Below are 21,730 nucleotides of genomic sequence, written 5' to 3'. Positions count from 1 at the left end.
GTGTTGCGATGCCGTCCCTGCTGGAACACGAAGCCTTCGGATCGCACGGCCCGGCCATCCGAGGCCGGGCGTTCGCAGCCGCGGCCGATGCCGATGCGGCATCGGCCAAGCGCGGCGGCTTACCCGTGCCGTTGCTGGAAGTCCTGCATGAAGGCCGCGAGCGCTTGCACGCCCTGCTCAGGCATCGCGTTGTAGATCGAGGCGCGCATGCCGCCCAGGGCGCGATGGCCCTTGAGCGAGATCAGGCCCGCGTCCTGCGCTTGCTTGAGGAAGGGCTTGTCGAGCGCTTCGTCCTTGAGGAAGAACGGCACGTTCATGCGCGAGCGCGCGGCGGGGGCGACTTCGTTGCGGTAGAAACCGCCGGAGTTGTCGATCACGCCGTACAGCAGCTTGGACTTGCGGTCGTTGCGCTTGGCGAATTCTTCCACGCCGCCCTCGGCCAGCATCCACTTGAACACCAGGCCGGCCAGATACCAGTTCCAGGTCGGCGGCGTGTTGAGCATCGACTCGCCCTTGACGTGGGCGCGGTAGTCGAAGATCTCGGCGCGCGGCTGGCCGGCGCGTTCGAGCAGTTCGCGCTTGACGATGACCACGCTGACGCCGACCGGGCCGAGGTTCTTCTGCGCGCCGGCGTAGATCACCCCGAACTTCGACACGTCGAGCGGTTCGGAGACGATGCTGGAGCTGAAGTCGCCGATCAACGGCACGTCGCCGGTGTCGGGGATGTCGCGGAACTCGACGCCGTGGATGGTCTCGTTGGCGGTGTAGTGGACGTAGGCCGCGTCCTTGGACAGGGCCCAGGTGTCGCGCGCCGGGATGGTGCGGAAGCCGTCGGCCTCGCCGTTGGCGGCGATGTTGGCGTTGACGTAGGGCTTGACCTGCTTGAGCGCGGTCTTGCCCCAGTGGCCGGTGACCACGTAGTCGACGGTCTGGCCCGGGTTGGCGAAGTTCAACGCGATCAGCGCCTGCTGCGCGGTCGCACCGCCCTGCAGGAACAACACGGCGTAATCTTCGGGGATCGACATCAGCGCGCGCAGGTCGCGCTCGGCCTCGGCGGCGACCTGGATGAACTCCGGGCCGCGGTGGCTGAGTTCTACGATCGAGGCCCCGGCGTTGTTCCACTCCAGCAGTTCCGACTGCGCCTGCAGCAGGACCGGTTCGGGCAGGGTCGCGGGACCGGCACTAAAGTTGAAAGCGCGGGACATCGGAAACTCCGTAGTGGGGGTTGGCCCCTCAGTATGCCGCAGTGCAACACCGTGTGCGCCTCCGTTTCGCGCGCAACTTTTGCCCCGTTGGCTGCCTCTATCCTCATATCGGGTCCCGTATGTCTGGAGGACTCGGAACCCGCCCCGCCGGAGCCGTCTCATGTCGTTGCGCGATGCCCTCGCTATCCCCTCCTCTCAGATCACCGACGAGGCCGTCTACCGCGAACGCCGGCGCCTGCTGGCCGCCTTCGCCCTGACCCCGGCGCTGGGCCTGTCCGGCTGCGCCGAGGCCGAACCCCCGGCGCCGAGGTCGCTGCCGGCGGCGAGCCCGGAACAGATGAAGGCCGGCTTCCGCACCGACGAAGTCCTGACCCGCTACGAGGACATCACCACCTACAACAACTTCTATGAGTTCGGCACCGACAAGTCCGACCCGTCGCGGGCCGAGCGGACCCTGCGCACCAGTCCGTGGACGGTCGCGGTCGGCGGCGCCTGCGCCAAGCCGGGCAGGCTCTCGCTGGAGGACCTGATCAAGGGCCTGGCCCCGCAGGAGCGGATCTACCGGCTGCGCTGCGTCGAGGGGTGGTCGATGGTGATCCCGTGGCTGGGGGTGCCGCTGGCCGACGTGCTCAAGCGCTTCGAGCCGACCTCGAAGGCCAAGTACGTCGCCTTCACCACCCTGGCCGACCGCAAGCAGATGCCGGGCCTCGCCTATCCGTCCATCAACTGGCCGTATCGCGAAGGCCTGCGCATCGACGAGGCCATGCACCCGCTGACCCTGCTCGCCACCGGTCTGTACGGCAAATCCCTGCCGCAACAGAACGGCGCGCCGTTGCGCCTGGTGGTGCCGTGGAAGTACGGCTTCAAGAGCATCAAGTCGATCATCGCCATCACCTTCGTCGAGCGCCGGCCGCTGACCAGTTGGAACGACCTGCAACCCAGCGAATACGGGTTCTTCTCCAACGTGAACCCGAGCGTCGACCACCCGCGCTGGAGCCAGAAGACCGAGCGCCGCATCGCCGGCACCGGCAGCAAGTTGTTCGTCGACCGCATCCCGACCCGCTTGTTCAACGGCTACGGCGACCAGGTCGCCAGCCTGTATGCCGGCATGAGCCTGCGGCTCTGGTTCTGAGATGGCGAAGGAATCCGCGTCGGTGGCGCGTTCGTCCGCCTCGTCTTCCGCTTTCGGGCGCCCGCCCGGGGTGGCATTGAAACGCCGGACTCCGGCTGGCGTGATCTGGGCCAAGGTCGCCGTGCACGCCTTGGCCTTGACCCCGGCGGCGATCCTGGCCTGGCAGATCCGCTCCGAAGTGCTGACCGGCAGCGGCGGGCTCGGCGCCGACCCGATCGCCGAGATCGAACATCGGTTGGGCCTGTGGGCGCTGCGTTTGCTGATGATCGCCTTGGCGGTCACGCCGCTGCGCCAGCTCAGCGGCCAGGCGGTGTTGCTGCGCTTCCGACGCCTGCTCGGCCTGTACGCCTTCTTCTACGCCAGCCTGCACCTGACCGCCTACCTGGTGCTCGACCTCAAGGGTTACTGGACGCAGATCTTCGAGGAAATCGCCAAACGGCCCTACATCACCGTCGGCTTTCTGGCGTGGCTGCTGCTGATCCCGCTCGCCGTCACCTCGACCCAGGGCATGATGCGGCGCCTCGGCCGGCGCTGGGGGCTGTTGCACCAACTCGTCTATGCGATCGCCGTATTGGCCGTCCTGCATTTCTGGTGGCTGGTGAAGTCGGACATCCGCGAGCCTTTGCTGTACGCCACGATCCTGAGCGTCCTGCTGGGCTGGCGGGTGTGGCGCAAGTTCGCCGAGGCGCGGCTGCGGCGCAAGGCCGCGGCGCAATAGGCGCGGCTGACACCGCTCTTACACGAAGCCGCGGCTCTTAGGGGTAGGAGCGGCGCAAGCCGCGACCGCGTGAAACAAACGGCGGCGCAGGCTACGGCAAAATCCACGCAATCGGACGCGGCCCCGGTCGCGGCTTATGACCGAAGGAAATCCCTATGGGACGCCGCTGCTACAGAAAGCCGTAATCCCCGTGGGACGCGGCGCCTATTCCGAGTGTCGCGGGGCTCAGCGCGTGCCGTACAGCAACAGCAGGCTCAGCAGGCCGGCCATGACCACGGCGGCGAGCAACAGCCAGGGCATGCGTCGCACCGAGGCCGGCAGGGCCGACGGCGGCTGCATGCGCTCTTCGTTCGAGGCCGCTTCCTGGGCCAACTGGGCCTGCAGGGCTTCGGCGGCGCTGAACTGGCGGGTCGGGGCTTCGATGACGAAACGGTGTTGGCCGTCGAGCAGCAACTGATCGCCGGGTTTGAGCAAGGCGTGCCGCACCGGCTGGCCGTTGACCACGCTGCCGTCGACCGAACCGACATCGCGCAGCACCACGCCATCGGCATGGGCTTCCAGGCGCGCATGGCGATCGGCGAAGGCCGGTTCGTTGATGCGGATGTCGCAATCGCCGGCGCGGCCGATCAGGCGCGGCTGCTCCAGGGTGTAGCAACGCCCGTGATGAATGCCGCCGACGCCGCGCACGACCATGCGCGAATCTGCCGGGATGTCGACCCCGAACGGCGGCGCGGGCTCGGGCTTGTCGTCGATCAGCAGCAGTTCGACGCCGTCGAGAAAGATCGCGTCGCCGGCGCGCAGCATCGCCACGCGTTTCACCGGGCGGCCATTGACGTGCAGGCCGCGCAGACCTTCGCGCACCTGCAGCCAGACGCCGCGACGGTCGACGCTGAGTTGCGCGATCGCCGCACCGGCGTCTTCGACCAGCACGGTGCGTCCGGCCGAATCGCGGCCGATCGCATGCACCCCGGGCTTGAGGGCCAGGTCGGCATGTTCGCGATTCGGGTATCGAAGTTTGAGGGCGCTCACTCCGCCGCAATCTAGCAGGTTGTCGAATCGCGTACATCCCGTCGTCGCGGACCGAGCCCAACGCTGCGGCGCGTTCGAACCGATACCCGGCGGCCGCGTCGCTTCGCCCGCTCGCAACACCGCGCTGCGGCGCAGTGCGCCCCAGGCTTGGATGCGCCGGTCCCTGCCCCCACAATACCGGCCTCCAGGGAGAACCCAGACCATGTCCAGCATCGATATCCGCCATCCGCATTCGCTCGCACCGGCCAAAGCCCGCAAAGCCGTCGAGGAAGTCGCGAAGAAGCTCGCCGAACGTTTCGATGTCGAATACGACTGGGTCGGCGATACCCTCAACTTCGTCCGCAGCGGCGTCGACGGCAAGATCTCGCTGCAGCCGAATCAGTTGCACGTGACCGCGCAACTCGGTTTCCTGCTCGGCGCCCTCAAGGGCCCGATCGAGTCGGAAATTCGCCGGGTGCTGGAAGAACGCTTCAAGTAAGCGGCGTCGCCCGCGGCGCAGCGGAACCGCTGCGCTTCAACGCCACGAACGGCTCGGTTCGCTCCAGCCTTGGCCGAGCTCGGGGATCGGCCCTACCCGTACCGATCCAGACACCAGGCCGCCCGCACTCGATCCGGCACCGGCTCAATCCAGTTCCGGCTCAATCCAATGCCGGATCACTCCAGGCGTGGAAAGGGATCGGCCTCGCCGGCGAACAGCCGCTCGGCGATGTCGCGCTCGTCCTGCTCGATCTCGGCGATGAACTCGCGCACGTCGCCGAGCCGGCCGAACGCTGCGAAACCGCGTTCGAGAAAGCCCTGCAGCTCCGACAAGCCCGCCGCCTTGGCCGGGCCGCGCGAGAGTTTGAGCAAAGTCAGGATGCCCGGCATCCGCACCGCCTGCCCCAGGCCCAGGCCGACCGCGGCGATCAGGTCGATCTGATGGCCGCGCAGCCGCGGCAAACCGCAGGCACGGTAGATCTGCGCGTACAGCGGGCCGTCGAGACGGCGCCGGCGCGGCGCCAGCGCTTGCAGGCGCTCGGCCATGCGCAGGTCGAAGGCGTGCGTCAGCAGGCCCAGCTCGATCGCATCGGCGACCGTGCTCAGCAACGAGCCCGGCAATAGCCGCTGCATCATCGGCAAGACCTTGGCGATGTCGGCGTCGCGACGGCTGAAGTCGCGGTCGTTGTAGACGTCGCTGAGGAAGAACTGCGCCGCCGGGCGCCGGCGCGGGTCGCGCAGGAAGCGGTCGAAGCTGGCTTCCAAGCGCCGTGCCTGCCACAACCGCAGTTCGGGCAGCCAGCGCAGCCGGTTGCGCGGTTCGCGCCCGGGGTCGTGCAGGGCCTGGTGGCGGGCCAGCAGACACCCCAGACGCTGGCTATGTTCGGTCGTCCTGGCCATCGCGACGATGATCGCGGCGCCGGCCGGCCTCCGCAAGCCGACCGGGGAGCCGGCACAGACCGGCTCATCAACCCGGTTCATCGACCCGGCTCAGACTTTGGTCCCGGCCCCTGGTGCCCCGCCCGTCCTGGGCTACACTCGACCGAATTCCGTCCGGGCCGTGCTGCCTATCACATGCTGTCACTCCATTCCGCCCAGAACCGGGCGAGCCGCAAACGTTCGGCCCACGGCACCAATGCTTCCGCACCGAAGATCGGCCTGGCCATCGCCGGCGGCGGTCCGATCGGCGGCATGTACGAGCTCGGCGCCCTGCGCGCGCTCGACGAAGCGATCGAAGGCCTCGACCTCACCCGCCTGGACTGTTACGTCGGCGTCAGCAGCGGCGCTTTCCTCGCCGCCGGCCTGGCCAACCGCATGGACACCGCCGAGATGTGCCGGATCTTCGTCACCGGCGACAGCGCCGATGTCGAGTTCCGCCCGGAAACCTTCATGCGCCCGGCCTTCCTCGAGTACGTCAAGCGCGCGGCGAGCTTTCCGCGCCTGGCGACCGAGTGGTGGCGCGAGCTGCTGTTCTCGCCGCTGGAAGCGCGCTGGTCGGACCTGATCACCCGCTTCGGCGGCCTGATCCCGAACGGCCTGTTCGACAACACTCAGGTCGAGCTGTTCCTGCGCGAGGTCTTCACCCGCCGCGGCCGCAGCAACGACTTTCGCGAACTCGACGCCGAGCTGTACGTGGTCGCGGTCGACATCGACAGCGGCGACGCGGTCCGCTTCGGCGGCGACAACTGGAGCGATGTGCCGATCTCGCAGGCGGTCCAGGCCAGCGCCGCGCTGCCCGGGCTGTACCCGCCGGTGCAGATCCGTGGCCGCCATTTCGTCGACGGTGCGCTGCGCCGGACCATGCATGCCTCGGTGGTGCTCGACCGCGGCATCGACCTGCTGATCGGCATCAACCCGCTGGTGCCGTTCAACCACAACCAGGGCGTGCCGGTCGCCGAGGACAACAGCCTCGCCGCAGGCGGCCTGCCGGCGGTGCTGTCACAGACCTTCCGCACCCTGCTGCAGTCGCGCATGCAGGTCGGCCTGGCACGCTACGCCCAGCAATACCCGGACATCGACCAACTGGTGTTCGAGCCCAACGCCGAAGACCGCGAGTTGTTCTTCACCAACGCCTTCAGCTTCTCGGCGCGCCAGCGCATCTGCGAGATCGCCTACCGCAACACCCTGGCCGACCTACACCTGCGCGCCGACGTGCTTGCGCCGGTGCTGGCCGCGCACGGCCTGCGCCTGCGCCGCGACGTGATCGCCGACGCCCAGCGCTCGATCCTCGACGGCATCACACCGCCCAAGCGCGATACCGAGACCACCGCACGCTTGCGGCGTGCGCTCGACGACGTCGACCGGCTGGTGGCGCAACCGCGGCCACGGCGCCGCAGGACGGCGTCTGCAGCCAGAAGCGGGAAGTGAGCGAAGAGGAGTGAGAAACGAGTAAGAGCGAGCCTGCTTTCACTCGTTTCTCACTCCTCGTTCTCATTACTGGCCGCTCACTGTGGGTTGGTGTGATTACTCTAGACAGGGGGGCCATCTTGAGTGCACAGCGATAGCACTCATTACAGGACGTCCATGGCCGCCAAGTTCAAGAAGACCGCTAAGAAGACCCCCGGCAAGAGCAGCAGCGCCGGCAAGGGCAGCGCGCAGGAACAGGCCGAGCGCCTGTCCAAGACGCTCAGCGAATCCGCGCAGCAGATCTGGCTGGCCGGCGTCGGCGCGTTCGGTCGCGCCCAGGCCGAAGGCACCAAGCTGTTCGAAGGCCTGGTCAAGGAAGGCCTGAACCTCGAGCAGACCGCGCGCAAGTTCACCGGCGGCCAAGCCGGCGTGCTGCGCGACGCGGTCGAGTCCAAGGTCGGCCAGGCGCGCGAACGCGCGTCCGACACCTGGGACCGCCTCGAGAAGGTGTTCGAAGAGCGCGTCCAGCGTGCCCTGGTCAAGCTCGGCGTGCCGGGCCGCGACGACCTGACCGACCTCAGCGAGCGCGTCGAGTCCCTGACCCGCGAACTGCGTCGCCAGGGCGGCAGCGTCCCTAGCGCGCGCAAGAGCGCAGCCAAGGCACCGGCCAAGCCCGCCGCGAAGAAGGCCGCAGCCGCCAAGCCGAAGGCGCAGAAGTCGCCGGCGGCGAAGAAGGCCACGCGCAAGTCGATCGCGCGCCCGAAGCCGCCGGTCGCACCGTAACCCAGCTTCAACTCCGGCTTCACCGCGCTGCGGGTCGTCCGCAGCGCGACGTTTAAGCCCGCCAGTCCGCGCTTCCGTATGCTCCCCTCCCCTTACGGTTTCGGACTGGCGGGCTTTCTTAATGCCTGCGACCGCCGCCGCCGGGTCGCGACGATGCCCTGCATCGAACGCCGCGCATCCGCCATGCCGTAGCGGATGGACTTCACGCTGACATCGAATCGTCGTTCTTGATGGAACGGCCGATAACGAACACGTCAATTTCGCGAACTACGTCTCAGTTCGTATAAGTGCTAGATGTCGCAGGCCGTATATCCTCAGCGTCTTTTATGGGCCTAGCGCTTCATGTCGAGTTTTTCCCTGTGGGCTGCTGCCGCCGTCGCACTGACGATCGGATTGGTGTCCACCGCCTATCTGTGGTCGTACCGCCGTCATCGCACTGAGGTCGCCACCGGTATCGCCGGCCTGGCCAAGATGCGCTGGCGCGAGTTCGCCCGCCTGATCGTCGAATCCCTGCGCGAACGCGGCTTCGAAGCCGAGTCGGTCGAGGAGTCCCTCGCCCGCGGCACCCAGGCCGAGCTGCGCTTGCTGCGCGCCGGCAAGCCATGGCTGCTGTCGTGCAAGCTCGGTGACGCCGACTATCGCGTGTCGGCGGCGACCGTGGCCGAACTGGCCGATGCGGTGCGCTTCAACGGCGCCGCGGGCGGGATGATGGTCACCACGGGGCGCTTCGACAGCAATTCCGAGCGCGTCGCCAACGGCCTGGACCTGTACAGCGGCGAGACGCTGTGGGAGCTGGTCGAACCGCAATTGCCGGCTTCGACCCGGCACGAGGTCATCGCCGCCGCGCAGAAGCGCAGCATCGGCACCATCGTCGGGGCCTGGGCCGCAGCGATCGTGCTGGGCCTGATCGCCGGCTTCGTCGTACCGCAGTTCGTTTCCAGCGAGCCCGACGCTGCGGCGCCCGCGCAGGCCACGCCGGTCGACCCGGCGGCTTCGCAAGAAGCGCCGTCCGACACCGCAGCGCCCGCCGCCGCATCCGCGCCGCCCGCAACGCCGCCTGCGGCCACGCCTGCACCGACGCCGGCCGCAACCGCACCGAACCCGGCGCCGGCCGCGCAGGCGCCGCCTGCGACCGCTCCGGCGGCTACCGCCGGCACGCGACCGGCGAATCCGCCCACGGCCGTCCCCCACACCGGCAACCCTCCGGCCGAACGCGCCCAGGTCATCCGCAGCATCTCCACCCTGGACGGCGTCGAACGCGCCCTGTGGTCGACGCCGTCGAACCTGCTGATCTACCGCCTGACCGACGCGCAGCAACAGGACATCGACCGGATCTGTTCGATCCTCGACGCCTATCCCGACCTGCGCTCCTCGCGCGTGCAGTTGCAACCGCCGCCGGGCAGCAAGGCACGCGTGCGCTTCTTCCAGTGCCGGGCCTATTGATCCGGGCTCGCCGAAGCGAACCGAGCGAACCCGACCACAGCGCGCCGCGACGAACGGCGCGCTGTTTTCGTTTCACGCCTTGGTCGATCCCTCCCCCCTTGTAGGAGCGGCGTCAGCCGCGACCCGCGACCACGCCCACGACGCGATGCCGAGGCCGCACCGGACCTCTGTCGCGGCTTACGCCGCTCCTACAGGAGGCCGCGGCCCGAGGCGCGCAAACGCATCGGGGCGGCCTGAGCCGCCCCGAATTCGCTACTCGATGCGCGCCACCGACCGGCGCGCAACTCTTACCAATGCACGCCGCGCATCAGCGCCGCGAACGCGATCTGTTCGCTGCTGGCGTGTTCGTCCTTGAGCCCCTTGCGGTCGCCCTTGGCTGCGGCCGAGTCGGGGAACAACTCGAACGCCGTGCTCATCACCACCTCGTAGGCCTTCGGCGCCAGTGCGTTGACCACCGAGGCGAAGATGCCCAGGCGGGTGGCGATGCGGGTCGGCCTCTCGATGATGCCCTTGACCACCAGGTCGGCGGCTTCGTCCGGGGTCAGGGTCGGCACGCTGTCGTACATCTTGGTCGGCGCGATCATCGGCGTCTTCACCAAGGGCATGTTGATGGTGGTGAAGCTGATGCCCTTGCCCGACAACTCGCCCTGGGCGCAGCGGCTGAACGCGTCCAGCGCCGCCTTCGAGGCGACATAGGCCGAGAACCGCGGCGAGCTGGCAAGCACGCCGATCGAACTGATGTTGATGATGTGGCCCTTGCGGCGCTCGGTCATCTTCGGCATGAAGCCCATGATCAGGCGCAGGCTGCCGAAGTAGTTGAGCTGCATGGTGCGTTCGAAGTCGTGGAAACGATCGTAGCTGAGCTCGATCGAGCGCCGGATCGAACGGCCGGCGTTGTTGACCAGGATGTCGACGTGGCCATGCTCGTCCAGGATCTGCTTGACCAGGCGGTCGCAGTCGGCCATGTCGGCGAGGTCCGCGGTGTAGGCGAAGACCTTGCCGCCGGCGGCCTTCATCGCGTCTCGGGCCTTGAACAGCTCGTCTTCGCCGCGGGCGATGATCACCGTCACCGCGCCGGCCGCGGCCACCTTCTCCGCCGTCGCCAGACCGATGCCCGAGGAACCGCCGGTGATCACCACGACCTTGTTGCGGACCTTGCCCTTGAGGGTGCGGTCGATGAACAGGTCCGGGTCGAGATGGCGCTCCCAGTAGTCCCACAGGCGCCAGGCATAGGTGTCCAGGTTCGGCACCTTGATACCGCTGCCGCGCAGCGCGCGCTCGGTCTCGCGGTTGTCGAAGCGGGTCGGATAGGTGATGAACTTCAGGGTTTCCTTGGGAATCTTGAAGTCGCGCAGCAACATGCCGATGAAACGCCGCACCGGCGGCAGGTTGCCGACCGCGCCGCGCACGCTGCTGGGCACGAAGGCGAACATGCGCGCGTCGATGCGCATGGTCATCTCCGGGGTGTGGCCGGCGCGGGCGAAGGTGTTGAGCACCTCGCCGACGCGCTGCGGCTCCGGATCGGTCAGGTGGAAGCAATGCCCGTCGAGCTTGGGCTTGTGCGCGATGTGGTCCATCGCATCGACCACGTAGTCGACCGGGATGATGTTGATGCGCCCGCCTTCGACGCCGAGCATCGGCATCCACGGCGGCAGCATCTCGCGCAGCTTCTTGAGGAAGGTGAAGAAGTAGTACGGCCCGTCGATCTTGTCCATTTCGCCGGTCTGGGAATGGCCGACGACCATGCCCGGGCGGTAGATGCGCCACTTGATGCGCTTCTCGGCCCGCACCAGGCCTTCGGAATCGTGCTTGGTGCGCAGGTAGGGATCGTCGAGGCCCTCGGCCTCGTCGAACATGTCTTCGCGGAACACGCCCGGGTACATGCCGGCGGCGGCGATCGAGCTGGTGTGGTGGAAGCAGCCGACGTTGAGCGCCGTGCCCAGGTCCAGTGCGTGCTGGGTGCCGTCGATGTTGGCGGCGCGCTGCGCGGCCGGGCTGGCGGTCAGGTCGTAGATCGCGGCCAGGTGGAAGAAGTGCTTGATCTTGCCGTTGAGCGCGCGGATCTGCGCGGCGCTCAGGCCGCACTTGGCCTGGGTCATGTCGCCGGCGACCGGGATCACCCGCTTGAGGTCCCAGCCCATTTTTTTTGCGGTGGCGTCGAACTTTTTCTGCGAGTCCTTGCGCACCAGCACGTGGATCGTGCCCTTGCGTTTCAGCAGATTGCTGACGAGGAAGCGACCGATGAAACCCGTCGCGCCGGTGACGAAATAGCTCATACCCCTCTCCTGGATGGCCGATCGACCGCCAATGCGGCGGCATGACGCTACGGTGCCAGAGCCCGTGCCGCGGAACAATTCCTTTCCGTATTGACCGTCCCGGGCGTGCATGCTGTTATGCCGCTTCACCCTGGCGCCAGGAGAGGCTCGCCGTGTCCGATATCCAGTCCGCGTTCGAACAAGCCGCCAAAGACGTCCAATCGCTGACCGACCGCCCCGACAACGACACCCTGCTGCGCCTGTACGCGCTGTACAAGCAGGGCGCCGACGGCGACGTCAGCGGTCCCAAGCCCGGCTTCTTCGACTTCGTAGGCACCGCCAAGTACGAAGCCTGGGAAAAGCTCAAGGGCACCGCACAGGCCGACGCGCAGAAGAAGTACGTCGACCTGGTCAAGAAACTGCGCGGCTGACGCCGCGCCCGCCCGCCCCTGCACGGCACGCCCGATGGCGAAACAGACCCGTCAGCGCATCCTCGACACCGCGTTGACCATGTTCAACGCGCAGGGCGAGCCGAACGTCACCACCAACCACATCGCCGACGAGCTGGAGATCAGCCCGGGCAATCTGTACTACCACTTCCGCAACAAGGACGACATCATCGAGCAGCTGTTCGCGCGCTTCGAGGAGCGCATGGACGCCGCGTTGGCCGCGCCGCAAGGCCGCCTGCCCGGGCTCGAGGACATCTGGCTGCAACTGCACCTGGTGTTCGAGTGCATCTGGGACTATCGCTTCCTCTACCGCGACCTGGTCGAGATCCTCAGCCGCAACCGCCGCTTGCGCATGCGCTTCGCCCGCATCCTCAAGCGCGCCGATGAACAGGCCCACATGGTGATGCGCGGGCTGTCGCAGGCCGGGATCATGCGCGCGTCCGGCGACGAGCTCGCGGCTACGGCCACGAACGTGCTGGTCATCGCCACCTTCTGGCTCAACTACGCCGCCGCTCGCGGCGACAAGGACGAGCACGCGGCGATCCGCGACGGCATCGTCCAGGTGATGATGCTGTTGGCGCCGTTCCTGCGCGACGCCGAGCGCATGCATCTGAACACGCTGATCCGGGCCTATCTGGACTGAACCGGCGGGCGCTCGCCGGCGGCGCCAGACCCGAGTCCGCTCCCCAACGCAGAAAGGGCGCCGTTAGGCGCCCTTTCCTGGTTCGTTCGAACCGACCCGCCGCCGTGGACGCGGCGAGCGGACCGATCAGGCCTTGCGGGCGCGACGCGCCGCCGGCTTACGCGTCGCCACCCGGCGCGACTGCGGCTTCTTCGCCGCGGTCTTGCGGGCCTTGCGCTGGCCGCGCTTGGGCTTCTTCAGGCCCAGCTTGTCCAACACCGGCGCCAGGCGCGCCTCGACCTCGGCGCTGAATTTGACGACCTTGGGCTCGACCTGGTCGCGCACGTTCTCGATGCCGCCGCGCACGTTGCTGCGCGCGTCGTCGGCGAAATCGCGTACGCGCTGCTGCAGCGCATCGACACGGCCGATGCTGCGGCCCGCCGCGGCGATCGCTTCGCGACGCGCCAACACCACCAGGCCCAGGCCGGCCAGCCAGACATGGCGCAGCGTGGTTTCGCTCGCCGCCGGTTTCTTGCGTTTCACTGCTGCCATCGTTAGCTCCGCTGACCGCTCCGGATGAGCGGTTTCACCAGGCCACTGTGGCGGCGGAGCATCGAGCAATCACACTAGCCGCTTCAGCTTTCTGACGGCGAAGCGCCGATACCTCGTCCCCTCTTGCCACAGCGCGGCGACGGCGGGATGCTGCCTTCCCGACCTGTCGACAAGGACTGCAGATGGCTGCCAAATCCGCTTGGGCCAACTTTCCCCATGATGCCAAGGGCTACGCCTACGCCGGCGACGCCCTCAAGAAAGCCTGGCCCAAGCTGCACGCCGGCGATACCGAGCCCTTCCCCGACGCCAAGCGCGCCAGCGCGCTGATCGGCGCGGCCGGCAAGGCGGCCCCGAAGGGCCTCGACGCCGACGCACTCGCCGCCGCTCTGCAGGACGCCTGGCGCGCGTTCCATCGCGGCGACTTCAAGGCCGCCTTCGATGCCGGCCAGGCGCTCGGCCCGGTCGGCGCCAGCGTCGCGGTCAAGGCCATGGGCATCCACGCCACCTATCTGGTCGACGACGACACCGAAAAGCTGCAGCGCTTCGAGCAGGCCGCCAAGCTCGCCGAGACCGCGATCAAGGCCCTGCCCGAGGACGCCAACAGCCACTATCGCCACGCCTTCGCCCTGGGCCGCTACAGCCAGGGCCTGAGCATCGCCAAGGCGCTCAAGGCCGGCATCGCCGGCAAGGTCCGCAGCTCGCTGGAAACCGCGCTGGAGCTGTCGCCGAAACATGCCGAAGCGCATACCGCGATGGCCCTGTACCACGCCGAGATCATCAACAAGATCGGCGGCATGATCGGTGGCCTGACCTACGGCGCCAAGGCGGCCGAAGCCGAGAAGCACATCAAGGCCGCGGTCAAGCTGACTCCGGACTCGCCGATCGCCCACATCGAATACGGCAACGTGCTGATGCTCCTGCACGGCGACAAGCAGGAAAACGCCGCCGCCGCGGCCTACGAGAAAGCCGCCAAGCTCAAGCCGCTGGACGCGATGGAAGCGCTGGATGCCGGCTATGCCAAGGAACAACTGGAGTAACACGCGCCTGGGTTCGCAGGGCGCTCGCCCGCTCCCGTGGGCCTGGCGGAACGCCCGAGAGCCCGCCCCTGCGGCCGATTCATCCAGAGGCTTGCCTGTTCCGCGAGTCCCCCTGTAAACTTTGCGGCCCGATTCAACTCGGGCGGTTAGCTCAGCGGTAGAGCATCGCCTTCACACGGCGAGGGTCGCAGGTTCGAACCCTGCACCGCCCACCAGTTCCACGAAAAGGCCGGCGCAAGCCGGCTTTTTTCGTTTCCGGGCCGCCACCGCGGCACGACCAGGGCGCAGCCCCGGCCGCGCACCAGCGCGAGCGGCCTCGCGCGGCCCGCCCTGCCGATGCGCCGCACCGAAGCCTCCGCGCCCACGCGACCACCGAACCGTGAGGACCCGCCATGACCGACACCCACGCCGCCCCGACCCGCCTCTACCACAACCCGCGCTGCTCCAAATCGCGCGGCGCCCTGGAACTGCTGCAGGCTCGCGGCATCGAACCGACCCTAGTCGCCTACCTCGACACCCCGCCGAGCGTCGACGAACTGCGCGGCCTGCTGGCCCTGCTCGGCCTGCCCGCCCGCGACCTGCTGCGCAGCGGCGAAGACGAGTACCGCCAACTGGGCCTGGCCGACCCCGCGCTCGACGACGACCGCCTGCTCGCCGCCATGGCCGCCCACCCGCGCCTGATCGAACGCCCCATCTTCGTCCACGCCGCCCGCGCCGTGATCGGCCGCCCGCCGGAGCGTGTGCTGGAATTGCTTTGAGCGAAGACGCGGCGACAAACAGCTGCAGCTGCAACTGCCGTTGTCGTTGTCGTTGTCGTTGTCGTTGTCGTTGTCACGAAGATTTTGCTGTTGCGGTGCGTAGCCTCGCACTAGCGAAGGCCATAGAAGACCCGGAGGGCGGCCCGCAGGGATGCGGGCCGTTTTTCATCGGGACAGGGATGTCCCGTATGAAAAATCCCCGCGTCGGCATCGCGCGTGCGGGCCTGTGATTCAAAGAGAAGCATTTTTCTTTGGTTACCTTTCTTTTGTTGCTTATGACAAAAGAAAGTAACCCGCCGCTTTAGCGGCGGAAGCTTTCGGCGTTTGATCCAGATCTTGCTTGATCGCTTCGAAGCGAGACCATCACAGTGCGGTCGCGGCTTGCGCCGCTCCTACTCTTTGAAGCGGCGACCACGACGCCCTGATCTCGCGTCGTTTCCGACTGGAGCCCAGGGTAGGAGCGACGCAAGTCGCGACCGCGCTCTCACGGCCCCCGGCGTGTCTCTAAAGCAAGAGCAAAGCTTCCGCCCGCTACGCGGCCGGGTTACTTTCTTTTGCTAAGCCCAAAAGAAAAGTAACCAAAGAAAAGGGCTCTCCTTGCAAGGGCACAGGCCACGAGTGCGTAGCTAGCGCCGGGATTTTTCGATAGGACATCCTTGTCTTATCGCGGCATTCCATTTAACAGCCGGGCGCACGTCCTGTGCGCCGCCCTCCGGGTCTACGATCGCATCGTGAGTTCGGAACTACGCCAAGCTTTCACAGCAACCGCAACGGTCTCGCTGGTAGACCTGTCAGACAAAAAAATGACCCGTCGCTTTGTCGGCGAAAGCTCTTAGTGTTTGATCCCGAACCCGCTCGATTGATCGATGCGGCGCAAGACCATCGCAGCGCGGTCGCGGCTTGCGCCGCTCCTACCCTCGCGGCAGGACGCCCCTTCGATAGAGAGCATCAGCCTTGCTGCCTCAGCGCATCCCCTGGTCGCGGCTCACGCCGCTCCTACAGTCGGGAAATCCGCACCGCCTCTCAAAACGACTTGCTGCCCCGCATCGCCAACAACCGATCCGGCGCCGCAAACGAATCGCTGCGCGCGTTCGCCCAGAACGACTGGAACACCGCATGCGCCGGGATCTTGCCCAACAAGTCGCCAGGCGCCAGGAAGTTGTACAGCGCACCGAGCGAACGCACCTCGGTCGGCGAGACGCGACGCAGGATGTGTTCGGGCCCGATCTCGGCCGGATGGCTCAAGCCCGCTGCGCACAGCAAATCGCGCAAGGCCTTGAGGGTGTTGTCGTGGAAGTGGAATACCCGAGTGGCCTTGTCCGGCACGTCGAGCTTGCGCCAACGGCTCGGGTCCTGGGTCGCGACGCCGGTCGGACAACGGTCGGTGTGGCAACTCTGCGCCTGGATGCAGCCCAGGGCGAACATATAGCCGCGCCCGGCGTTGCACCAGTCCGCGCCCATCGCCAGGGTGCGGGCGATGTCGAAGGCGCTGGTGATGCGGCCGGCTGCGCCGATGCGGATCTTGTCGCGCAGCTCCAGGCCGACCAGGGTGTTGTGGACCAGCATCAAGGCCTCGTGCATCGGCACGCCGACGTGATCGATGAATTCCGCCGGCGCGGCGCCGGTGCCGCCCTCGGCGCCGTCGACGACGATGAAGTCCGGCAACACCCCGGTCTCGTGCATGGCCTTGGCGATGCCGAACCACTCCCAGGGATGGCCGATCGCCAGCTTGAAGCCGGTCGGCTTGCCGCCCGACAATTCGCGCAGGCGGGCGACAAAATGCAGCAGGCCCTGCGGCGAGTCGAAGGCGGTGTGCGCGGCGGGCGATACGCAGTCCTGCCCCATCGGCACGCCGCGCGTGGCCGAGATCTCGGCGCTGACCTTGGCCGCCGGCAGCACGCCGCCGTGGCCCGGCTTGGCGCCCTGCGAGAGCTTGATCTCGATCATCTTGACCTGCGGGTCGCCGGCGTTGCTGGCGAAGCGTTCTTCGTTGAACAACCCGCGTTCGTCGCGACAGCCGAAGTAACCCGAGCCGATCTCCCAGACCAGGTCGCCGCCGTTCTCGCGGTGATACGGCGATATCGAGCCTTCGCCGGTGTCGTGATAGAAGCCGCCGAGCTTGGCGCCGCGGTTCAGAGCGCGGATCGCGTTCGCCGACAGCGATCCGAAGCTCATCGCCGAGATGTTGAACACGCTGGCCGAGTACGGATGCGCGGTGTTCTCGCCGATGACGATGCGGAAGTCGTGCGAGACGTGCGCGGTGGGCGCCATCGAATGGTTGATCCATTCGTAGTCCAGGCCGTAGACGTCCTGCTGGCTGCCGAACGGGCGCACGTCGTTGACCGACTTGGCGCGCTGGTAGACCAGGGCACGCTGCTGACGCGAGAACGGCACCTCGGCGGTGTCGGCCTCGATGAAGTACTGGCGCATCTCCGGGCCGATCGATTCCAGGCCGTAGCGAAAATGCGCCAGCACCGGATAGTTGCGACGCAAGGTGCTGCGGGTCTGCAACAAGTCCCAGGTGCCGAGCGCGGCGAGCGCGCCGAACAGGCCGACACCCCACAACCAATCGGCGTGGTGCAGGAACACCAACACCACCGAGATCAGGGTCAGGAGCAGGCTGGCGACATAAGCGGCATAACGCATGGCGATCGGATCAGTTCACGAGCTGAGGGCGAGCATAACCCTGCGCGTGTGCAATCGCTGTACGAGGCCGGGCGGATGAGCGCTCGGCCTAAACACGCCGCGCCACTACCGGCCCCCAGACCCGCGGGCAGGCGCGCCCGGCGACCGATCAAAGCCGTGCATCGACCTCGATGCGCGGATACAGGCTCTTGATGTCGTACAGCAAGGCGCCCGGGCGGCCATAGGCGCGCGCGCCGGCCGAGCCAAGGGCGCGGAACTCCTCGTGGGCGACCGCGACGACGACCGCATCGAAGGCCCCGGCCTCCGGCGTGCCGATCATCTCTACGCCGTACTCGCGCCGCGCCTCCTCGGCGTTGGCCCAGGGGTCGTGGATCTGCACCTGGGCCCGGTACTCGCCGAGTTCGCGCGCCAGATCGACCACGCGGGTGTTGCGCAGGTCGGCGCAGTTCTCCTTGAAGGTGATGCCGAGGATCAGGATGCGCGAACCGGCCAGGGCCACGCCGCGCTGGATCATCAGCTTGACGATGTCGGAGGCGATGTGGCTGCCCATGGCGTCGTTGATGCGCCGGCAGGCCAGCAGGATGTCGGGGTAATAGCCCGCGCTTTGCGCCTTCTGGATCAAGTAGTACGGGTCGACGCCGATGCAGTGGCCGCCGACCAGGCCGGGCCGGAACGGCAGGAAATTCCACTTGCTGCCGGCCGCCTCCAGCACCTCGGTGGTGTCGATGCCGAGCTTCTGGAAGATCAGCGCGAACTCGTTGATCAGGGCGATGTTGGCATCGCGCTGGGTGTTCTCGATGACCTTGGCGGCCTCGGCCACGCGCAGGCTGGAGGCCAGGTGGGTGCCGGCCGGGATGATGCTGCGGTACAGCGCGTCGACGCGCTCGGCGGTCTGCGGCGTCGAGCCCGAAGTCACCTTGGGAATATCGACCAGGCGGCGCTTACGGTCGCCGGGATTGATGCGTTCGGGGCTGTAGCCGACGAAGAAGTCGACGTTGAAACGCAGCGACGAGGCGCGTTCGAGCTCGGGAACGCAGATCTCCTCGGTCGCGCCGGGGTAGACCGTCGACTCGTAGATCACCGTGTCGCCGGGCTTGAGCAAGCCTCCGATGACGCGGCTGGCCTCGATCAGCGGCGTGAAGTCAGGGCGCTTGTGCTCGTCGATCGGGGTCGGCACCGTGACCACGTAGACATCGCGATCGGTCAGGTCCGCGGCGCTGGCGGTGAAGCGCAGATGCGTCGATGCGGCGATCTCGTCGGCGTCGTTTTCGCGGTGGTGGTCTTCGCCGACGCTGAGCTGGGCCACGCGCACGGCATTGGTGTCGTAACCGACGGTGTCGTAGCGCTTGCCGAACTCCAGGGCCAGCGGCAGGCCGACGTAGCCCAGACCGATCACGCCGATGCGCGTTTGCGCGATGCTGCCTTCGTACTGCGTCATGCCCTGCCCTAGGTTCACCGCCGTGGTGGCGGTCCGGTCCTGGATTCTAGAGACCCGCTTTCCGGACTGGCAAACCGGTGCGCTCGGTCGCGTTCCCGGGCGCCGGTAAAAACGCTCGGATCGCTCCGCCCACGGGGCCCTGGGCGACTTCGGCTAAGGCGCCGGGCCTTCCTGCGCGATCAGGCCGAACGGCGCCAACGCCGCGCGCAGGTAAGCCTGCGCCTCGCCCGCGCTGGAATGCAGGCTGTCGATGCGCTCGCCGCGGTACTGGATCACGATCTCGCTGCCGTCGGCGCGGTGTTCCCAGATCGAGTGGTCCTGGCTGAAGTTCATGTACTGCCAAACGCCGTCGGCCTCGGACAGCCCGCTCCAGATCGCGTCCGACAGCGCCCGGTGCGCGTCGAAGCCGGCCCAGCCCGGGCCCGGCGTCCAGCGTGTCCACATCACCGGCGCGCGTTCCCCGCTCATCTCAATCCTCGGCGACCACCACCGCATTGCGCCCGAGCTCCTTGGCGCGATACAGCGCGCTGTCGGTATGGCGCATCCACATGGCCGCGCTGATGGTCTTCGGCCCGGTCGTCGCGACACCGACGCTGACCGTGCAGCGCAAGGCCGGCGCTTCGTCGAAGCGCGCGTCCTCGACCGCATTGCGGATGCGTTCGGCGATCGCCACCGCCGCATCGAGGCCGGTGTCCATGAGGATGAGGGCGAACTCGTCGCCGCCGATGCGGCTGGCGGTGTCGGTCAGGCGCACCACCTCGTGCAAGGTGCCGGCGACGCGCCGCAACACCGCATCGCCGACCAGGTGGCCGTGGAAGTCGTTGATCTCTTTGAAGCGGTCGATGTCGATCAGGATCAAGGCCGCGCCCTTCGAGGAGCGCGCGCAGTAGGTCATGGTCGCGGTGGCCGAATCGTCCCAATGCAGGCGGTTTTGCAGGCCGGTCAGCGGATCGGTACGGCTGAGCTGGTCGAGTTGCTTGTTCTGGCGCACGACCTTACGCGCCAGGCCGTAGGCCGCGCTGCTGATCGCCATGGGATAGACGAACATGAAAGGCAGGCTGGCCAGGATCACCGGCATCGAGCTGTCCGGCGCGAACGGAAAGCCCAGCAGCGCCCACACCGTGGCGCAGGTGAACAGCTGCGCGGTCGCGGTGCGCACGAAGAAACGCCAGCCGCCGACGCTGATCTTGTCGGCCGACAGCATCACGGCCAGCAGCGCGCTCGGCACGACGTTGAAATGCATGACCGCGATCCAGATCCCGCCGAGGGCCGAATCGATCACCAGGTTACGGTACTCGGCGTATTCGGGGTCGACGCTGCGCGAGGCGACCAGGTAGGCCAGCGGCGGCCACAGATAACCGTTGGCGAACAGCAGCGCCCAGACCCAGGCGCTGGCATCGTGTTCGTACAAGACCCCCGCGACGGCGAAGAACCCCGTCCCCAGGCCGAGGGTGCGCATCTGGTAGATGCGGCGCACGAACCGCAGATGTTCGGTCGCTCGAACCGGGTCGAATGAGGTGTCGGCAATTCCAGTCACGCACGCTCCCAGCGGCCTGGATCATCGAGACGAGTACCGCCCGGGGGTTGCGGCGGCTACCAGCATACCCTGCTCGCCCGGGCCTGAATGCGCAAGCGGGCCGCCGCCGACGGCTTCCGATGACCGGCGCCAGGGCCGTGGCCAGCCCGTGGGTCGGGGCCCGGGGTACGGGACCCAGCCCACCCCGGCTCGAACCCGCTCGCCCCACCTCCGACAGCGGGGATTGAACGTTCCGTACACGAAGGACTAACGCCGGGGTCGGGCAAGATTCGCCCCACAGGGGGTTCCCAGAGCGGAGCCTGTGTGATGACGAGCACCCTGCAAGGCCGCCCCGCCCCGACCACGCCCGGCTTGAGCTACTGGGCGAGTCAGTTCCGCAGCGCCGGTTTCTATCGCGACGGCCTGCGTTTCAGCGATTACGCACCTGCGTTCTACGTCGGCATCGCCGCCCACCTCGAACATCCGGACCGCGACTTCGACGATCCCCGCCTGGACTTGAGGGCCCGCTATCAACGCATCCGTCTCGGCTCGGTATTGAACTGGGAACAGGCCGAAGAGGCGGCGCGATCGGCGTGGCAGCGCGCGAAAGAGAACGCCGAGGCCGCGCAGGCGCAGATCGGGCGCCGCGTGGCGCAACTGGCCGCCCATTCCTGAGAGAAACGTTTCTCGAAACCCATCCCGGGAGCGCGTTGCGCGCTCCGGGCGTCGGCGAGCGCATCCGACGCCCGTCGCCACAGCGAGGCCGCGGCGCTGCCGCCCGATCAGGCGGCGTCGAGTTCGTAGTGAAACACCTTCGAGATGATCTGCCAGCGGCCGTCGAGCTTGATCAGCGTCAGCAGGTCGGTGAAGCGCTTCGGCGGGATCGCGCATTCGACGCGCGCGAACGCGGTCACCGGGCCGGCGAATTCGATCGAGACGATTTTATCCTCGCGTGCGGCGCCCTGGCTGGCCGGCGATGCGCGTTGCTCGACGACCGCCCAATACGCCTCCATGTCGAGCTTCAGCAAACTGCCGTCGGTCGCGCAGACGTAATGCGCCTGCGGATGCATGGCGCGACGCAATCGGGCGGTGTCGCTGTGGAACAGGCCATCGAAATAATCGGCCAGGGTCGCGATGACCGCGTCGTAGTCGTGGCTGCGGGTGGCGCTCATGCGGTCTTCCCTGGCGAGTTGGCGATGGCGATGGCGATGGCGATGGCGATGGCGATGGCGATGGCGATGGCGATGGCGATGCGCCGATTATGGGCAGCGCCCGGCGCCGCCACGAGCCCATCCATGGACCGGCCTGTCGCACCCTTGCAACG

General features: G+C 67.5%; 21 protein-coding genes and 1 tRNA gene. 12 read left to right on the top strand and 10 right to left on the bottom strand.

Annotated features, from left to right (window positions below):
• Positions 1-119: 119 nt before the first annotated feature.
• Positions 120-1,205 (bottom strand): 3-phosphoserine/phosphohydroxythreonine transaminase, encoded by a 1,086-nt coding sequence (gene serC / locus LC490_RS05350; protein WP_031371720.1) that lies wholly within the window; start codon positions 1,203-1,205, stop codon positions 120-122.
• 160 nt (positions 1,206-1,365) lie between these two features.
• On the opposite strand from serC, the gene msrP reads away from it, so the two are divergent.
• On the top strand, positions 1,366-2,337 hold the full coding sequence (msrP, locus tag LC490_RS05345) for a protein-methionine-sulfoxide reductase catalytic subunit MsrP (protein ID WP_223619515.1): 972 nt from the start codon (positions 1,366-1,368) through the stop codon (positions 2,335-2,337).
• Positions 2,338-2,437: 100 nt separating this feature from the next.
• Positions 2,438-3,055: a protein-methionine-sulfoxide reductase heme-binding subunit MsrQ gene (gene msrQ / locus LC490_RS05340; RefSeq protein WP_031371722.1), complete on the top strand. Its 618-nt coding sequence runs from the start codon at positions 2,438-2,440 to the stop codon at positions 3,053-3,055.
• Positions 3,056-3,280: 225 nt separating this feature from the next.
• Here msrQ and LC490_RS05335 read toward each other — a convergent pair whose 3' ends face one another.
• Entirely contained in the window at positions 3,281-4,084 is an 804-nt protein-coding gene (locus LC490_RS05335; RefSeq protein ID WP_031371723.1) for an FHA domain-containing protein, read from the bottom strand.
• A 202-nt stretch (positions 4,085-4,286) separates the two neighbouring features.
• On the opposite strand from LC490_RS05335, the gene LC490_RS05330 reads away from it, so the two are divergent.
• Positions 4,287-4,562: a polyhydroxyalkanoic acid system family protein gene (locus LC490_RS05330; protein ID WP_031371724.1), complete on the top strand. Its 276-nt coding sequence runs from the start codon at positions 4,287-4,289 to the stop codon at positions 4,560-4,562.
• 176 nt (positions 4,563-4,738) lie between these two features.
• Here LC490_RS05330 and LC490_RS05325 read toward each other — a convergent pair whose 3' ends face one another.
• Positions 4,739-5,542 (bottom strand): hypothetical protein, encoded by an 804-nt coding sequence (locus LC490_RS05325; protein ID WP_223619514.1) that lies wholly within the window; start codon positions 5,540-5,542, stop codon positions 4,739-4,741.
• Between the two features lie 93 nt (positions 5,543-5,635).
• On the opposite strand from LC490_RS05325, the gene LC490_RS05320 reads away from it, so the two are divergent.
• The 3 genes from LC490_RS05320 (at position 5,636) to LC490_RS05310 (ending at position 9,133) form a co-directional block, all read left to right on the top strand.
• Complete coding sequence (locus LC490_RS05320; protein ID WP_031371726.1) at positions 5,636-6,928, top strand: patatin-like phospholipase family protein; 1,293 nt, start codon at positions 5,636-5,638, stop codon at positions 6,926-6,928.
• 156 nt (positions 6,929-7,084) lie between these two features.
• Positions 7,085-7,690, top strand: a complete 606-nt coding sequence (locus tag LC490_RS05315) for a phasin family protein (RefSeq protein WP_223619513.1) — start codon at positions 7,085-7,087, stop codon at positions 7,688-7,690.
• Between the two features lie 396 nt (positions 7,691-8,086).
• Positions 8,087-9,133 (top strand): restriction endonuclease, encoded by a 1,047-nt coding sequence (locus tag LC490_RS05310; RefSeq protein WP_223619512.1) that lies wholly within the window; start codon positions 8,087-8,089, stop codon positions 9,131-9,133.
• Between the two features lie 287 nt (positions 9,134-9,420).
• Here the strand turns inward: LC490_RS05310 and LC490_RS05305 are convergent, their stop codons facing one another.
• The gene (locus LC490_RS05305; RefSeq protein ID WP_031371729.1) at positions 9,421-11,409 is read right to left on the bottom strand and encodes an SDR family oxidoreductase; all 1,989 of its coding nucleotides are present in this window, start codon (positions 11,407-11,409) and stop codon (positions 9,421-9,423) included.
• A 152-nt stretch (positions 11,410-11,561) separates the two neighbouring features.
• Between LC490_RS05305 and LC490_RS05300 the strand changes: the two genes are divergently transcribed.
• Both LC490_RS05300 and LC490_RS05295 read left to right on the top strand, forming a co-directional pair.
• Positions 11,562-11,819, top strand: a complete 258-nt coding sequence (locus LC490_RS05300; RefSeq protein ID WP_031371730.1) for an acyl-CoA-binding protein — start codon at positions 11,562-11,564, stop codon at positions 11,817-11,819.
• 34 nt (positions 11,820-11,853) lie between these two features.
• Complete coding sequence (locus LC490_RS05295) at positions 11,854-12,480, top strand: TetR/AcrR family transcriptional regulator (RefSeq protein ID WP_031371731.1); 627 nt, start codon at positions 11,854-11,856, stop codon at positions 12,478-12,480.
• A 126-nt stretch (positions 12,481-12,606) separates the two neighbouring features.
• Here the strand turns inward: LC490_RS05295 and LC490_RS05290 are convergent, their stop codons facing one another.
• A complete protein-coding gene (locus LC490_RS05290; protein ID WP_223619511.1) occupies positions 12,607-13,011 on the bottom strand; it encodes a hypothetical protein in 405 nt (134 codons plus the stop codon).
• A 182-nt stretch (positions 13,012-13,193) separates the two neighbouring features.
• Between LC490_RS05290 and LC490_RS05285 the strand changes: the two genes are divergently transcribed.
• From LC490_RS05285 to arsC, 3 genes are all read left to right on the top strand, one after another.
• Positions 13,194-14,048: a hypothetical protein gene (locus LC490_RS05285; RefSeq protein WP_031371733.1), complete on the top strand. Its 855-nt coding sequence runs from the start codon at positions 13,194-13,196 to the stop codon at positions 14,046-14,048.
• A 140-nt stretch (positions 14,049-14,188) separates the two neighbouring features.
• Positions 14,189-14,263, top strand: a tRNA-Val gene (locus LC490_RS05280).
• A gap of 177 nt (positions 14,264-14,440) precedes the next feature.
• The gene (arsC, locus tag LC490_RS05275; protein ID WP_031371734.1) at positions 14,441-14,806 is read left to right on the top strand and encodes an arsenate reductase (glutaredoxin); all 366 of its coding nucleotides are present in this window, start codon (positions 14,441-14,443) and stop codon (positions 14,804-14,806) included.
• Positions 14,807-15,829: 1,023 nt separating this feature from the next.
• On the opposite strand, the gene LC490_RS05270 is transcribed toward arsC, so the two are convergent.
• From LC490_RS05270 to LC490_RS05255, 4 genes are all read right to left on the bottom strand, one after another.
• Positions 15,830-17,452 carry an FMN-binding glutamate synthase family protein gene (locus tag LC490_RS05270; RefSeq protein ID WP_223619510.1) on the bottom strand — a complete coding sequence of 541 codons (1,623 nt, stop codon included), beginning with the start codon at positions 17,450-17,452 and terminating at the stop codon, positions 15,830-15,832.
• A gap of 148 nt (positions 17,453-17,600) precedes the next feature.
• Positions 17,601-18,890, bottom strand: a complete 1,290-nt coding sequence (locus LC490_RS05265) for a nucleotide sugar dehydrogenase (protein WP_223619509.1) — start codon at positions 18,888-18,890, stop codon at positions 17,601-17,603.
• A gap of 153 nt (positions 18,891-19,043) precedes the next feature.
• On the bottom strand, positions 19,044-19,358 hold the full coding sequence (locus LC490_RS05260) for a hypothetical protein (protein WP_223619508.1): 315 nt from the start codon (positions 19,356-19,358) through the stop codon (positions 19,044-19,046).
• Position 19,359: 1 nt separating this feature from the next.
• Positions 19,360-20,427, bottom strand: a complete 1,068-nt coding sequence (locus tag LC490_RS05255; RefSeq protein ID WP_152566161.1) for a diguanylate cyclase — start codon at positions 20,425-20,427, stop codon at positions 19,360-19,362.
• Between the two features lie 306 nt (positions 20,428-20,733).
• Here LC490_RS05255 and LC490_RS05250 point away from each other — a divergent pair, with 306 nt between their 5' ends.
• Entirely contained in the window at positions 20,734-21,081 is a 348-nt protein-coding gene (locus LC490_RS05250; RefSeq protein WP_223619507.1) for a hypothetical protein, read from the top strand.
• A 107-nt stretch (positions 21,082-21,188) separates the two neighbouring features.
• Here the strand turns inward: LC490_RS05250 and LC490_RS05245 are convergent, their stop codons facing one another.
• Positions 21,189-21,578, bottom strand: a complete 390-nt coding sequence (locus LC490_RS05245; protein WP_223619506.1) for a nuclear transport factor 2 family protein — start codon at positions 21,576-21,578, stop codon at positions 21,189-21,191.
• Between the last annotated feature and the right edge of the window lie 152 nt (positions 21,579-21,730).

Origin of the sequence: Lysobacter sp. ESA13C (assembly GCF_019970005.1) — a bacterium.
Taxonomy (GTDB): Bacteria; Pseudomonadota; Gammaproteobacteria; order Xanthomonadales; family Xanthomonadaceae; genus Lysobacter; species Lysobacter antibioticus_B.
This window is presented reverse-complemented; position numbering and strand designations above follow the sequence as displayed.